The 14,397-nt window shown below is 69.8% G+C and carries 13 protein-coding genes and 1 pseudogene; 6 read left to right on the plus strand and 8 right to left on the minus strand.

What is annotated here, in order from left to right; all coding sequences use genetic code 11:
* Positions 1 to 13: 13 nt before the first annotated feature.
* Both ACIRB7_RS10560 and ACIRB7_RS10565 read right to left on the minus strand, forming a co-directional pair.
* Positions 14 to 1,021 (minus strand): LacI family DNA-binding transcriptional regulator, encoded by a 1,008-nt coding sequence (locus tag ACIRB7_RS10560; protein WP_403595316.1) that lies wholly within the window; start codon positions 1,019 to 1,021, stop codon positions 14 to 16.
* Between the two features lie 222 nt (positions 1,022 to 1,243).
* A complete protein-coding gene (locus ACIRB7_RS10565) occupies positions 1,244 to 1,564 on the minus strand; it encodes a hypothetical protein (RefSeq protein ID WP_403595318.1) in 321 nt (106 codons plus the stop codon).
* 175 nt (positions 1,565 to 1,739) lie between these two features.
* On the opposite strand from ACIRB7_RS10565, the gene ACIRB7_RS10570 reads away from it, so the two are divergent.
* The 3 genes from ACIRB7_RS10570 to ACIRB7_RS10580 all read left to right on the plus strand — a co-directional run bounded on the left by ACIRB7_RS10570 (position 1,740) and on the right by ACIRB7_RS10580 (position 5,789).
* A complete protein-coding gene (locus ACIRB7_RS10570; RefSeq protein ID WP_403596171.1) occupies positions 1,740 to 2,912 on the plus strand; it encodes an IS701 family transposase in 1,173 nt (390 codons plus the stop codon).
* A 270-nt stretch (positions 2,913 to 3,182) separates the two neighbouring features.
* Positions 3,183 to 3,725, plus strand: coding sequence for a hypothetical protein (locus ACIRB7_RS10575; RefSeq protein WP_403595321.1), 543 nt, complete (start codon positions 3,183 to 3,185; stop codon positions 3,723 to 3,725).
* A gap of 303 nt (positions 3,726 to 4,028) precedes the next feature.
* Complete coding sequence (locus ACIRB7_RS10580; protein WP_403595323.1) at positions 4,029 to 5,789, plus strand: ABC transporter ATP-binding protein; 1,761 nt, start codon at positions 4,029 to 4,031, stop codon at positions 5,787 to 5,789.
* A 58-nt stretch (positions 5,790 to 5,847) separates the two neighbouring features.
* Here the strand turns inward: ACIRB7_RS10580 and ACIRB7_RS10585 are convergent, their stop codons facing one another.
* The 4 genes from ACIRB7_RS10585 to ACIRB7_RS10600 all read right to left on the minus strand — a co-directional run bounded on the left by ACIRB7_RS10585 (position 5,848) and on the right by ACIRB7_RS10600 (position 9,708).
* Positions 5,848 to 7,158: a cellulase family glycosylhydrolase gene (locus tag ACIRB7_RS10585; RefSeq protein WP_403595326.1), complete on the minus strand. Its 1,311-nt coding sequence runs from the start codon at positions 7,156 to 7,158 to the stop codon at positions 5,848 to 5,850.
* 477 nt (positions 7,159 to 7,635) lie between these two features.
* Complete coding sequence (locus ACIRB7_RS10590) at positions 7,636 to 7,992, minus strand: ATP-binding protein (RefSeq protein ID WP_403596174.1); 357 nt, start codon at positions 7,990 to 7,992, stop codon at positions 7,636 to 7,638.
* Positions 7,898 to 9,205 (minus strand): PP2C family protein-serine/threonine phosphatase, encoded by a 1,308-nt coding sequence (locus tag ACIRB7_RS10595; RefSeq protein WP_403595329.1) that lies wholly within the window; start codon positions 9,203 to 9,205, stop codon positions 7,898 to 7,900. The genes ACIRB7_RS10590 and ACIRB7_RS10595 overlap by 95 nt, the downstream gene beginning before the upstream one ends.
* Complete coding sequence (locus tag ACIRB7_RS10600) at positions 9,169 to 9,708, minus strand: hypothetical protein (protein ID WP_403595330.1); 540 nt, start codon at positions 9,706 to 9,708, stop codon at positions 9,169 to 9,171. The genes ACIRB7_RS10595 and ACIRB7_RS10600 overlap by 37 nt, the downstream gene beginning before the upstream one ends.
* A 273-nt stretch (positions 9,709 to 9,981) precedes the next feature.
* On the opposite strand from ACIRB7_RS10600, the gene ACIRB7_RS10605 reads away from it, so the two are divergent.
* From ACIRB7_RS10605 to ACIRB7_RS10615, 3 genes and pseudogenes are all read left to right on the plus strand, one after another.
* On the plus strand, positions 9,982 to 10,326 hold the full coding sequence (locus ACIRB7_RS10605) for a sortase domain-bontaining protein (protein WP_403595332.1): 345 nt from the start codon (positions 9,982 to 9,984) through the stop codon (positions 10,324 to 10,326).
* A gap of 154 nt (positions 10,327 to 10,480) precedes the next feature.
* On the plus strand, positions 10,481 to 11,335 hold the full coding sequence (locus ACIRB7_RS10610) for a DUF4394 domain-containing protein (RefSeq protein WP_403595335.1): 855 nt from the start codon (positions 10,481 to 10,483) through the stop codon (positions 11,333 to 11,335).
* Positions 11,336 to 11,453: 118 nt separating this feature from the next.
* Positions 11,454 to 11,921, plus strand: a pseudogene (locus ACIRB7_RS10615) (substrate-binding domain-containing protein); the annotation flags it as partial.
* A 220-nt stretch (positions 11,922 to 12,141) separates the two neighbouring features.
* Here the strand turns inward: ACIRB7_RS10615 and ACIRB7_RS10620 are convergent.
* Together ACIRB7_RS10620 and ACIRB7_RS10625 are read right to left on the minus strand one after the other, a co-directional pair.
* Positions 12,142 to 13,731 (minus strand): MFS transporter, encoded by a 1,590-nt coding sequence (locus ACIRB7_RS10620; RefSeq protein ID WP_403595338.1) that lies wholly within the window; start codon positions 13,729 to 13,731, stop codon positions 12,142 to 12,144.
* 150 nt (positions 13,732 to 13,881) lie between these two features.
* The gene (locus ACIRB7_RS10625; RefSeq protein ID WP_403595341.1) at positions 13,882 to 14,352 is read right to left on the minus strand and encodes a MarR family winged helix-turn-helix transcriptional regulator; all 471 of its coding nucleotides are present in this window, start codon (positions 14,350 to 14,352) and stop codon (positions 13,882 to 13,884) included.
* Between the last annotated feature and the right edge of the window lie 45 nt (positions 14,353 to 14,397).

Below are 14,397 nucleotides of genomic sequence, written 5' to 3' on the forward strand. Positions count from 1 at the left end.
CGGGGACGGGTGGTCAGCGCGGGGCCGGCGGCGGAGCGGTGCTGCCGCGGGGCACGAAGTGCGCGTACCCTTCGCGCACGCTGCCGACGTCCTCTCCGCCGATCAGCGCGAGGAGCGCGGTCGCGGAACGGGCTCCGTACGCGGCGATGTCGCGGGTGACGGCCGACAGCGTCGGGCGCACCACCTGCGTCAGCGGCGACTCGTCCCAGGCGACGACCGAAACGTCGGCCGGGATCGACAGACCCAGCTCCTGCGCCACCGACAGCGCGGCCACCGCCATGATGTCGTTGTCGAAGACGAGCGCCGTCGGCCGTTCGGGCGCGATCAGCAGGGCCCGCGCGGCCCGCGCCCCCGCGTCACCGGTGTAGTCGGTGTGCACTACTGTCGCCGCCGGGATCTCCGCCTCCCTGCAGGCGTCCGCGAGCGCGGCGTCGCGGACCGCTGTGTGCGCGAGTCCGGCGGGGCCCGCCACCCGCGCGATCCGCCGGTGCCCGAGCGCCGCCAGGTACCGCACGATCTCGCGGATGCTTTCGCCGTCGTCCGACCAGATGGCCGGCAGCCCGCCGGCAACCTGGGGCGGCCCGATGGCCACCGCGGGCAGGCCAATGTCTTGCACGGCGCCGACCCGTTCGTCCTCGGTCTGCAGGTCCATCAGGAAGACGCCGTCGACCCGCCGCTCGCCCCACCAGCGCCGGCAGACCTCGATCTCCTGCTCCTGGTCCCCGGCCATCTGGAGCATCAGCGCATACGTGTGCTCGGCGAGCACCGTCTCGACGCCGCTGATGAACTCCATGAAGAACGGCTCCACGCCGAGCGTGCGCGCCGGCCGTCGTACGACCAGCCCGACCGCCTGTGCCCGTCCGCCGGTCAGCGCGCGGGCGGCGCTGTTCGGCCGCCAGCCGAGTTCCTCGGCGATGGACTTGATCGCGGCCCTGGTGGCCTCCGAGACTCCCGGCTGCCCGTTGAGCGCGTACGAGACCGCCACCTTCGACACGCCCGCCCGCCGAGCGATGTCCGCCATCGTCGGCCGCTTCACCTGCACCCCAGCTCCATCCTGAACCTCGATACCTCGACCCTACCGCCAGGCCATGCGCTTGGTGGCTGGTCTCAGGGGGCGCAATGGGCGGCAAGCCCAACCGCAGGCTAGTACTCCAGCCGTAGATCGTGATCTTGCTGGTTGGATGCCGGGTTTCGGTCGAACTGGCGTCCGTCTCGATTGGTCCGCTCTGATGCGCTTGTCGTCTCAGCTGGGCTGGTCAGCGGAGGGTGGTGGTGCGCTCTCCGTTCCGTAGAAGCGGCCCTGTTCACAGAGGGCGTCGATCTCGGTGTTGTCCTCTTCGCTCAGTTGCGCATCCAGAGCAGCACTGATGACGTGTCGGGCGCGGGCCAACCGTCGGGCGACATCCCAGTCGGCGATGAATGTCCCGACGGTCTGGTCGTCGGCGGTTCCGGACGCCTGGCGGGATCCGAGTCGGTCGAGGGATACCACGAACTCGTTCAGGTCCTGCAGGACCGCGACGGCCTCGTCGAGGGGGATGCGGATCTCCCGGGAGGACATGTCCATCGGCCGAATCGACTCCAGAGTTGGTGCTCCAGCCCGGATAGTCCTGCTGGTCGGAGCTGGTCCGGGAACGGGTGCGACCACCGGTGATCATCGGTGTGTGAAGACAGAAGATCAGACGGTGGCCGTAGGTCACAGCATAGATCCTGACCGCTGGCACGACATGTTCGAGGTCCTGATGGGCCGTATCGCGCGGCGGTTCGCCCGAGTGGAACCGCGGCGCCGGGCGAGGGCACTGGTCCTCGGGCTGTTGTCGGACCTGCCACGCAAGAACTGCTGGACGCTCGCCGAGCACGCAGGGGACGCATCCCCGGACGGCCCGCAGCACCTGCTGTCGAGGGCCAGGTGGGACGCCGACGCGGTCCGCGACGACATCCGCGACTTCATCGTCGAGCAGCTGCACCACCGCGACGCGGTGCTGGTCGTCGACGAGACCGGCGACGTGAAAAAGGGCGCCTCCACGGTGGGCGTGCAGCGCCAATACACCGGCACCGCCGGACGCATCGAGAACAGCCAGGTCGCTGTCTACCTTGCCTACTCGACCCCGCGGGGACACGCGGCAATCGACCGGGAGCTGTATGTCCCGCGTTCCTGGGTCGAGGACACCGCCCGCTGCCGGGCCGCCGGGATACCCGACACCGTCGGCTTCGCCACGAAACCCGCGCTCGCCGCCCGCATGATCGGCCGTGCGCTGGACGCCAGCGTCCCCGCGTCCTGGGTGGCCGGTGACGAAGTCTACGGAGGCAACCCGCTTCTGCGGACCGCACTGGAGGAGCGCGAGGTCGGCTACGTCCTCGCCGTCGCATGCGACCACCAGATCACCACCCACGCGGGCAAGTTCCGCGCCGACACCCTGGTCAAGAAGCTGCCGAAACGGGCATGGCAGAAGCTCTCCGCCGGCGCCGGAGCCAAGGGACACCGCTTCTACGACTGGGCCCTGGCCGACATCACCGACGACCGGCCCGGCCACCGCCACCTCCTCGTCCGCCGCAACCGGCGCACCGGCGAACTCGCCTTCTACCGCTGCTACTCGGCGGATCGGGTGCCGCTGTCCACCCTCGTGAAAGTGGCGGGGCGCAGGTGGACGATCGAGGAGACCTTCCAGTCCGGAAAGGGACTGGCCGGACTGGACGAACACCAGGTCAGACGCTGGACGTCCTGGCATCGCTGGGTCACACTCGCGATGCTCGCCCACGCCTTCCTCGCCGCAGCCACCGCCCACCAACGCGTTCAAGAACAAACTCCGGACGGCCTGATCCCGCTGACCTGCAACGAGATCCAGCACCTGTTCACCACCCTCGTCGCCCAGACCAGCCACACAGACACGCACCGACTCCGCTGGTCCGACTGACGACGCTGCCATCAAGCCCGATCCCAGGCCAGCCACTACCGACGACAAGCCACTCTGACGTGAAGATCACGAACTACGGCTGGAGTACTAGGCGTCGGCAGAGAATCCTTCGCCCCAACAGACATACGGTGAAAGGGAGTTGCAATCATTGACATGCCTCCGCGCTGTCCCTGCGGTTCCTTCTGGATTAGGCGGTTAATGATTTTCCAGGTGAGCCGCCCCGCAGACAACCGGTTCCTCCTCCACTCCCTCCGGACGAAAGGGAACCCCATGAGTACGTCCCCCCACGCCGTTACACCGGCAAGACGAGCGGGCTCGCTGGCTTGGCTCCTCGCGGCGGTCCTGGCCCTCACCGGCCTCCTCGTCGCCCGCCCGGCTCCGGCCGCCGCCGACGGCATCGATTCCTTCGTCATCCGCTGCGGCATCCGCTTCTGCCTCGACGGCAAGGAGTACTTCTTCGCCGGCGCCAACGCCTATGACATGTTCACCTTCGGGGCGGGCTCGGGCGACACCGAGACCCAGTACATGGACAAGGCCCGCATCGACGCGCACTTCGCCCGCATGGCGGCCGACGGCGTCGACGTCGCCCGCGTCTGGATGTTCAGCCACGAGAGCTGGCACGGCTTCGAGGAGCGCGAGGGTGAGTTCAACGAGCAGCAGTACGCCGCCAGCGGCGGTGGAGGCGCTGCCGCCCGACGAAGGCGGTTCGGAGCGGCCAGTGAAGGCCGTCGACGTCGAGTCGGTGCCCGCACAGCGTGCCGCCTTGCCGTTTCATCCCTCGTTTGCCGGCAGCAGGGCTGTCCCAGCGGCTGATCCGGAGCCGCATTCTTCCGGTCCGATGCCCTGGATCTCGCGGGCCCGCGAGATGGTTTAGCTGGAGTTTCGTAAAACTTCGGAGTGGGCCCTCATGCACTGGCACCGGAGGGCCCGCCCGCCGCATGCTTCTCCGAGAGCACGCCGCCGTCCTCGCCCCAGGGAGATCCCGGCCGTCCCACGGCCGCGGGACCGCGCTGCCCTCGTACGCGGCGGGTCCGAGCCCTGGCCCCCACGCCGCCACCGGACGCGTGCCACGGCGAGAGGCGCGGCCGGTCCCGACGAAGGAAGCCCGCAGAAGCCATGAAGGACAGTCCGCTCGACCACCGCTACCGCGGTGAACACCCGGTCCACACCGTCCGCTACCTCTTCGGCCCCGACCGCGTCCGCCTCGCCGGAGCGGTCGCGGTGTTCTTCGCCAAGCACGCCCCCGTGTGGCTGCTCCCGCCGGTGACGGCGAACGTGATCGACATCGTCGTCGAGCACCGGCCGGTCTCCGAACTCTGGTGGAACTGCGCCCTGATGGTCACGGTGCTCCTCCTCAACCCGCCGCTGCACCTGCTGTACGTCCGCTGGATGCACGGGGCGGTCCGCCGGCTCGGCCGCGATCTGCGCTCCGCCCTCGTGACGCGGATGCAGCAGCTCTCCATCGGCTTCCACAGCCGCACCAGCTCGTCCGTGCTGCACGCCAAGGTGGTCCGGGACGTCGAGACGCTGGAGACGGGACTCCAGCAGACCGCGGACAACGGCCTCACCGCCGTCGCGACCCTGGCGGGCGGCCTCGCCGTCATCGCCGTCGTGACCCCGGTCTTCCTGCCGGTCTTCCTCGTCCTGATCCCCGTCGCCGTGCTGCTGATCGGCGCCCTGCGCGCGAGGCTGGGCGAGGGCAACACCTCGTACCGCCGCTCGGTCGAGCGCATGTCCGCCTCCGTCAGCGACATGACGACCCTCATCCCCATCACCCGCGCCCACGCGCTGGAGCGCACGGCCCTGGGCCGGGTCGGGCGCGAGCTCGACCGCGTCCAGCGGGAGGGGACCCGGCTGGACCTGCTCAACGCCCGCTTCGGCTCGCTCTCCTGGGTGGTCTTCAACGGGCTGGGCACGGCCTGCCTCGCGAGCGCGGCGCTCGTCGCGTACCACGGGTGGACGTCGGTCACGCCGGGCGAGGTCGTCATGCTCAGCGCGTACTTCTCCACGCTCACCGGCGCGGTGACGAGCCTGCTGGCCCTGGCGCCCGTCGTGGGCAAGGCGGTGGAGTCCCTGAGGTCCGTCGGCGAGGTCCTCCAGGCGCCGGACCTGGAGGTCAACGACGGCAAGCGGCAGGCGGAGGAGGTCGCCGGGGCGTTCCGCTTCGAGGGCGTGGGCCTGGCGCACGGCGACGGCGACGAGCCCGCCCTGAGCGGCGTGGAGCTCGACGTGCCGGTCGGCACCACGCTCGCGATCGTCGGCGGTTCCGGCGCGGGGAAGTCCACCCTGCTCAACCTGGTGCTCGGCTTCCACCGCCCCACGGCGGGCCGGTTGCTCCTCGACGGCCGGGACATGGCCGGCCTCGACCTGAGGAGCTTCCGCCGGCACGTCTCCGTCGTCCCCCAGGAGTCCGTGCTCTTCGAGGGGACCGTCCGGGAGAACGTCACGTACGGCATGGAGCACGTCGACGAGGCGACGCTGCGGCGCGCCCTGCGTGACGCCAACGCCGCCGAGTTCGTCGACGCGCTGCCGGACGGCCTCGACACCGTCGTGGGGGAGCGCGGCACCCGCCTCTCGGGCGGTCAGCGCCAGCGGCTGGCGATCGCCCGGGCGCTCATCCGCGACCCCCGGGTCCTGGTCCTCGACGAGGCCACGTCGGCGCTGGACGCCCGCTCCGAGGCGCAGGTCCAGGAGGCGCTGGCCCGTCTGGTCGCCGGCCGGACGGTCTTCGTCGTGGCCCACCGCCTCTCCACCATCAGGGGCGCGGACCGGATCGTGGTCCTGGAACGGGGGCGGGTGGTGGAGACCGGTAGCCATCGAGAACTCCTCGCACGCGGCTCCGCCTACGCCCGCCTCCAGGCGACCCAGCTGGCCTGAGCCGCCACACGACGAGGGGCGCCCTCCCGTCCTCGGAGACGGGAGGGCGCCCTGGTGCTCAGCGGTCGGCGGCGCTGCCGCGGACGACGCAGGAGCGCTGGTTCTCCCAGCCCCAGCCGTCGCCGTCGGGGTCGGTGGAGCCGCCGTTCATGCAGTAGGGATAGCCGTTGGGGGCCGTCCCGCCGGTGTTGCCGCCGCCGGATCCGGTGTCGGCGGCGCTGCCGCGGACGACGCAGGAGCGCTGGTTCTCCCAGCCCCAGCCGTCGCCGTCGGGGTCGGTGGAGCCGCCGTTCGCGCAGTACGGGTAGCCGTTCGGTGCCGTGCCGCCAGTGTTGCCGCCACCGCCGCCGGTTCCGCCGCCGTAGATCCTGGCGCGGGTGGAGGTGGTGGAGATCCCGTCGGCGCCGTTGAAGAAGCGGTTCCCCCAGGCGGTCAGGGAGCCGGCGTCGAATCCGTTCACCATGTCGAGGTACTCGACGCCGCTGCCGTTGCCGCTCCAGGACCAGCCGAGGTAGCCGACGCGGAGCGAGCGAGCGGTGGCCATGATGGCGTTCTCGTCGGGGTTGCCGTCGCTGTGGTTGTCGCCGAACTCGCCGACGACGATGGGCAGTCCGTTGTTCACGAAGTGGTTCAGGTAGTCCTGGACCTCGGCGGCGGTGTCGTACACGCCGTACATGTGGATGGAGAAGATGGTGTTGCGGTGCGGGTCGGCGGCGAAGACGGACGCGGCGTTGTTCCGCATGGTGTTGGACCAGTCCTGGCCCCAGTTGGGGGCGTCGACCATGAGCGCGTTCTCGATGCCGCCGCTCCGGAGTTTCCCGATGGCGCTCTTGGTGGCGTCGGTCCAGGCGGCGTAACCGCTGTTGCCGTAGGGCTCGTTGCCGATGTTGACGACGACGTAGTCCTCCTGGCCCTGGAGGGCGCTCTTGACGCCCACCCAGTAGTCGGCGGCCTGGTCGAGGGAGGCGGCGGCGCCGTCCTCGCCGTACCCGGTGGTGTCGTGCACCTCCAGGACGCAGATGACCTTGGCGGCCTTGCAGTCGCCGATGATCGACGCCACCTCGGACCCGCTGGTCTCCGTCCAGCGGTCGCCGCTGGAGAGCACGACGCGGACGGTGTTCGCGCCCTTGGCGGCGATGTCCGCGATGGCCCCGGTCTCCGTCGGATACCAGGTGTGCGCGTGGTTCACCCCGCGCATCACGAACTCGCTGCCGTCGGCCTCGTAGACGCGGCCGTTGCTGACGTGGATGCCGCTGTCGGCGGCCTGGGCGGCACCGGCGGTGCCGAAGACGGGCAGCAGCAGCCCGGCGACGCCGGCGAGAGCGCTGCCGGCGGCCGTGAACCACGTCCTGCGCGGTGACTTGGTCATGCCTCTCCTCGTGAGAAGTGGGGGAAGGGGCCCCGACCGCACAGAACTCCGATAAGACAACGTTGTCAGAGTTCTACGACCGAGCCACTGGTCTGCATGTCGGGGTGTCCACCATGAGGCACCCGTGGCCGGATCCATGTCAAGCGTGAAGGACGCTTTGATTGCGGCGAGATGAGATGGTGAAGTCAGTTCAGTGAACCTGCACTGAACGTGCAGGCCTTCTTGTAGTTCTGTTATCGAGTGCCAGCTGCTCGTCTACTGAACCGTGGCCCGTCGATCTGAACCGCCATGGCAGGTCGCGTACGTACTCGCAGCGCGGATTGTCACCGGCTGGACAGTGGCCGCCTCCGAAGCTTCCGGGTAGAGATCTTCGCCGGCGCTTGATCGCGTCGTCCTGAGCGCCGTACCCGGCCTCCTCACGTTGTTCACCGAGAGCATCCTGAACCCGAGCGTGCGTGGTGCCGGCCGCTGCACAGGTCAGGGCGCTTCTTCCAGCAGTTGCTCGGCCCAGATGGTCTTGCCTGCAGGGGTGTATCGGCTGCCCCAGCGATGCGTCAGCTGCGCCACCAGGAACAGACCACGGCCGCCCTCATCCGTCAGGCGGGCCCGCCGCAGATGTGGCTGTGTCTGGCTGGGGTCGGAGACCTCACAGATCAGGCGGTGATCCCGAATCAGCCGCAGCCCCACCGGGCCGCCCGCGTAGCGGACGGCGTTGGTGACCAGCTCGCTGACGATCAGCTCAGTGGCGAACGCCAGATCCTCCAGTCCCCAGGAGGTCAGTTGGCCGGTGACGCGACTGCGCGCGCTTCCGACGATGCTGGGGTCGGCGGGCAGTTGCCAAGTGGCGGTGGCGTCTTCCGGCAGTTGTCGCACCCGAGGGTTCCTGCAGCAGTTGCGCCATGATGCGGCCACCGATTTCCGTGACCGGGCGCCCGTTCCCGGCGCCGTCACCGGTACCCTCCCGCACCAGTGCCGGCCCACGCCCCGTGTGGTGCGGACCTCGTGCCAACGCTCCGGTGTAGAAGGACAGCAGGTCACCGGGGCGCAGCTGCAGTTCGGCAGATTCGAAGGGCTCCGCGCCTTTGCCCAGGGGCAGCCCCGGCTGCAAGGGCACGAGGTCGGCCTCATCGCCGTCCCGCGAAGCGAGCAACGGCCCCGGATGTCCCGCACTGGCCAGAACACAGTGGCAGTTGACCGGATCATAGACGGCGTACAAGCACGTCGCACCGTGGACGCTGCCGGCGGCCGGCGCGGCAGTGCCTCGATGCTTCTCGTCCTCGGCGAGGCGAACCACCAGGTCGTTCAAGTGGGACAGCAGCTCGTCAGGACTGAGGTCGAGGTCCGACAGGGTCTGCACCGCCGCCCGCAGCTGCCCCATCGCCGCCGTGGCGTTCATGCCTTGCCCGCCCGCGTTGCCCACGACGAAGGCCACTCGGCTGGAGGACAGGGCGATCACGTCGTACCAGCTCCCGCCCGTACCTGTCGCAGCGCGCGCGGGCATGTGAGCGCCGAAGGTGTTGGCAGCTTCGACATCCATCACCGGCCTTGGGAGAAGACCTCGTTGCAGCGCCTCCGCGGTACGGCGCTCAAGGGTGTAGCGCCGGGCGTTGTCGAGGCTCAGCGACGCCCGGGTGCCGATCTCGTCCGCCAACGTCACATCCACCGGATCGAAGGGAGTTCGTTCCCCGGTGCGCCAAAGCCCCACCGCCCCCAGCACCAGTCCCCGCGCCAGGAGCGGCAGCACCATCAGGGATGTGGCCGTCGGGGGCAGCATCAGCGCGGTCCTTTCCGCGTCACCTTCCAGCGCTGCCCGGGCCAGGTCCAGATCCGGCAGGACACCGGGCGTGCCTTTGCGCAGGTGTTCGACTTCTTCGTCGCCGATCCGGAAGGTTGCGCCGGCCGCGTGGGTCTCTCGCGGCCAGCATCCGTCGGCCGCCGCCACGGCGATTCGCCGCAGGGGCGTGCGGGGAGCGAGGAACGTCGGTTCTTCGCCGAGCAGTACGCCATCGGTCAGGTCCACCGCCCCCAGGTCGGCAAACGCCGGCACGAGTACGTCCAGCAGCTGCTCGGCGTTACGTGTGATGTCGAGAGAGCCGCCGGGGTTGCGGCTTCGTGGAGCAGCTCCAGCCGCTCAAGCGCTCGCGGATCGGCCCCGAGCACCTGCTCCGTGGTGGGCTGAGGCCGCCGTACGGTCTGAGGCCCGGAGTCCGGGGGCTCCGCCGCGAACAGCCGCATGAGGAAACGGCCCTCCGAACCCCTCGCGAGTATCGACACCGCCATCACCGCCGAGAACGGAGCACCGCGGACAGTGTGCAGGTCGGCACGCGCGCTCAGCACGAGCCCGCCCAGAGCGCCGGAGACGAGCTCGGCCCACACGGACGGATCGTCGAAGAACGCCGAGAGTTCCATACTGCGGATCTCGTCGATGGAGCCGTCGAACAGCCGTAGCGCGGAGGGCGTGCAAGTGAGCACAGCTCCCCTGGCATCCAGCACCAGGACGGCTGGTTCGTCGTCCAGGACATCGGCGGCGAGTGGGAACTCGTCATGCACGATGCATCACTCCAGCATGGTGAACGGCGCCGCTACGTCCATCGAACCGCTCAGCTCGCTGCTTCGCTCGTTAGCCAGGGGGGCCGTGCTTTTTCCCAGTGAGGCTCGCTCGGTAGCGTCTCTCCTGGCGGGAGTGCTGAGGCGGGCCCGAGACGCGGTCGACTACGTCGACAGCTGGCACCGGGAACGACTCAGGGACCTGATCCGCTTGCTGGAGCAGGCCCCGACCTGGTCCTGCTCTGCGGGGTGGCGGGATGTGAACCCCTTCTCGCCATGCCCGCCGATACGGACCACGCCGGCTGGTACACCGGCTCCGCGGCCCCGGGGGAGAACGGCAACACGATCCTGGTCGGACACCTGGACTCCTCCACCGGCCCCGCCGCCTTCTACGGCCTCGGTGCCCTGCGCGCAGGTGACCGGATCACCGTGCGGCGCCGCGACGGCCGGCCCGCCCACTTCACCGTCGCCACCACGGCCGTCTACACCAAGGACGCCTTTCCGTCCCAGCGTGTCTACGCCCCCACCCCACAACCGCACCTCACCCTCATCACCTGCGCCGACTGGGACGGCGGCCGTCGGACCTACCGGTCCCACCTCGTCATCACCGCCCACCCATGAACCCACTACTCCATGCTGGTTCGTCGGTTGCTCCGTTGGCTGGGACACGACCACGATCACTCCTGATAGTCGCTTTACCAGCCTTTTGATCTGTTTGTCTGCTTGCGTCGATGTCGCCTCCCGGCGGCGTCCTGGACCGTCTCGGAGACGAATGATGCGCAAAGCAGTTATCGCCTGCACGCTCGCCGCCTCGGTACTGGCAGCCGTCCCCTCCGCCATCGCGGCGGACACCCGCGGCGGCTGGGGAGGGGACGGCAAGGGCCTGACGTCCGTGGGCCTCACCGAGGACCAGCACCTGGTGGGCTTCCGGGTGCACGACACCTCCGACCTGTGGCACCTGGGCAGGGTCAGCGGTCTGCGGTCCGACACCAAGCTGGTCGGAATCGACTTCCGCGTCCAGAACGGCAAGCTGTACGGCGTCGGCGACCGAGGAGGCATCTACACCCTCGACAAGAACGCCCGGGCCGTGAAGGTCTCCCAGCTCACCGTCGCACTCGACGGCAGGTACTTCGGCGTCGACTTCAACCCCGCGGCCAACCGCCTGCGCGTCATCAGCGACACGGGCCAGAACCTGCGCCACAACATCGACGACCCCGCCGCGCCGCTCACCACCACCGTCGACGGCACGCTCACCAACCCCACCATGCCGCCGTCGACAGCGCTCGGAGTGACGGGCGCCGCCTACACCAACAACGACCTCGACACCACGACGGCGACCACGCTGTTCGACATCGACACCACCAACGACCGGGTCTCCCTGCAGTCGCCGGCCAACGCCGGCACCCTCGCCCCCACCGGCAGCCTCGGTGTCGACGCCGGACCGTCGGCGGGCTTCGACATCTACTACTCCCCCCGCAAGGGCACCGACCACGGGTTCGCGGCCCTCAGGACCGGCGGCAGCCACCGCTTCTACAAGGTGGACGTCCTCACCGGCCAGGCCCAGCTCATCGGCACGTTCCCCGCATCCCGCCGGGTCACCGACATCGCCCTCCCCCTCGACCAGAACTGACCACACCCCGCCGAACGGCCCGAGCCCTGCCGCCCCGGCGGCAGGGCCCCGGCCGGAACAACGGGCGGCGCAGGCGGGGCAGGTCTCGCCCGGTGAGCATGTCGACGACGGCAGCGGCGGTCCCGGTCATCTACAGCAGGTCCGGGACCGGCGTGAGGGCCTCGTCCGCGCGGTGGAGGAGGCCGGGCTCGGGGTCGACACGATCGTCGACATCCCGGCCGAGAGGCTGGATGTCGGTGCCGGCCGTGACGCCGGGGCCCGGCTCATCGGACTCTCGCCCCAGCCGACGGCCGTCTTCTGCGCGAACGACCTCCTGGCCCTGGGCGTCATGCAGACGGCCTTCGACGCGGGCGTACACATCCCGGACGATCTCGCCGTCGTGGGCCCCGACGACATCGAGTTCGCGGAGGCGAGTCTCATCCCGCTGACCTCGGTGCGCCACGCCGCCGCCGAGATCGGCCACTCGGCGGCCGAGCTGCTGTTGCGAGAGCTTGAACACTCGGATCCGCAGCATGACCATCGGCACACAGGCATCGTGCTCCAACCAGAGCTCGTCGTGCGCCGATCCAGTATGCCGCGAGCCTGAGAGGCCTTGCCTCTACCGGCCGGAAGCGCCTGGCGGCACCGTTCCGCTGCGGCGCGAAACCGTCTCGCGTCCCGTCGCGAAGCTTCGGCGACGTGGTCGCATGCCTGTCCTGGACGAAGCGAGGCGGGAACGACTGGCGGACCGCCGGGCGTCCCCGCCTCACCTGCGCAACTGGGTCAGGGCTCGTAGCGCCAGGAGATCGGGCGTGCCCTCGGCCCGTTCAGTGCCGGTCGGTGTCCCGCGAGCGCCTCACGCCCACGGCGGCCAGGACCGCGCCGAGTGCGCAGAGCGTGCCGGCAACGAGCACGGAGGTGTGGACGCCGTTCATGAAGGCCTGGTGGCTGCCCTCGGTGATGGCTGCCCGCAGGCCGGCGGGCATGGCGTCCGAGACGGGCGCGACGCCCATGGCAACGGCGTCCTTCGCCTCCAGCAGCCCTTCGGCCACGGGGCTCGGCGTCCCGGCGGCGGAGAGTTCCCCGGTGAGCGTCGTGCCGACCCGGCTGCTGATCAGCGAGACGAGGACGGAGGTGCCGAGGGCGCCGCCGATCTGGAGGGCGGTCGCCTGGAGGCCGCCGGCGACGCCGGCGTCCTTGACGGGGGCGTTGCCGACGATGGCGTCGGAGGATGAGGCCATGACCATGCCGACGCCGAGGCCCAGGGCGACGAACGGCGGCCACAGGAGCGTGTAGGAGGAGTGGGCGTCCCAGCTGAGCATGGTGAAACAGGCGACGCCCTGGAGTGCCATGCCGAGAGGCATGGTGAGACGGGGACCGAACCTGTCGGTGAGGGCGGCGCCCAGCGGGGAGGCCACGACCGAGGCCAGGCTCAACGGCAGCGTGCGGACGCCGGCTTCGACGGGGCTGAAGCCGCGGACGTTCTGCAGGTAGATCATGACGAAGAAGATCACGCCGAGCAGGACGAAGAAGTTCAGCGCGGTGATGATCGTGCCGATGGTGAGCGTCGGGTTGCGGAACAGGCGCATCGGCAGCAGGGGCGAGGTGACGCGGGTCTGCCACCACCCGAAGAACACCAGGAGCAGCAGGCCGGCGCCGATGGCGCCGAGGGTGCCTCCGGAGGTCCAGCCCCAGGTCTCTCCCTTGACCACGCCGAAGACGAGCAGGAGCAGGCCGGCGGCGAGCAGGACGACGCCGAGGATGTCGAACTTCTCCTGCGCGGCGGCCGCATTCCTGCTCTGGGGGAGGACGACCGTGCTGAAGGCGAGGGCAAGGACGCCGATGGGGGCGTTGATGTAGAAGACGGTTTCCCAGTTCACGTGCTGGACGAGGAGGCCGCCGACGATGGGACCGAGGGCGGTGGAGACCGAGGAGACCATGGCCCAGATGCCGACGGCCATGCCGAACTTCTTCGGCGGGAAGACGGCGCGGAGGAGGCCGAGGGTGTTCGGCATCAGCAGGGCGCCGAAGAAGCCCTGGAGGGCGCGGAAGGTGATGACGCCCTCGATGGAGCCGGCGAGGCCGATGGCGACGGAGGCGAGGGTGAAGCCGGCGACGCCGACGAGGTACAGGGTGCGGCGGCCGAAGCGGTCGCCGAGCTTGCCGCCGAGGATGAGGGCGGCGGCGAGTGCGAGAAGGTAGGAGTTGGTGACCCACTGGAGGTCGGGGGTGGAGGCGTGGAGGTCGCGGCCGATCTCGGGGTTGGCGATGGCGACGACGGATCCGTCGAGGCCGACCATGAAGAGACCGAAGGCCACGGCGATCAGGGTGAGCCACGGATTGGAGCGCCGGGCGGGGGCGGCCGTGTCGGGGGACGGGTGGCGGGACGGTTCGGCGAGGGTGCCGACGGAAGGCATGGTTGTGTCGAGTCTTTCGTTTCAAGGCATGCCGACGCTGCGGCTGTGGGCAGGAGCCAGAGCCGCTCAGGGGGCATGCGCAGATGCAGGCAGGTACGGGGTGCCACCACGGCACCCGGCGCGGCTTCGGCCGGGCCGGGTGGGATGGATTCAGTGAGTGGCGTGCAGACGCCGGTCGAGGCTGTTGAGGGCGCCGAGCGCGGAGCCGAGGGCGTCGAGTTCGCCGTCGGTCATCGTGCGCAGGACACGTACGACGCGGGCGCTCATGATCTGCGCGACCTCGTTGAGCCGCTGCTGGGCGACCGGGGTGAGGTGGAGGTGCGCCACACGCTTGTCGGCGGGGTCCTGCCGGCGCTCCAGCAAACCCTGCTCGGTGAGCTGGGTGACGAGCGCGCTGGCGTTGTTCGGCTTCATGAGCAGCGCTTTGGCAGCGGTGCGCACGGTGGTGCCGTCCTGTGTCGCGACGTAGCGCAGGAGAGCGAGCTGGGCCTCGGAGGGCTTGGGGTACGGGTAGTCCTGGTCGACGTACCGCTCGAGTGCTCGGCCCAGAGCGGGCAGGCATGCCACAAGGCCGGCGGCCGTGTGGTCGATGTCCTGCACGGACTTGCTGGGTGGGAGCATAAAAGCATTCAACTATGAGTTGATAGCTATGTCAAAAGACCTATC

Origin of the sequence: Streptomyces sp. NPDC093795, assembly GCF_044764665.1 — a bacterium.
Lineage (GTDB): Bacteria > Actinomycetota > Actinomycetes > Streptomycetales > Streptomycetaceae > Streptomyces.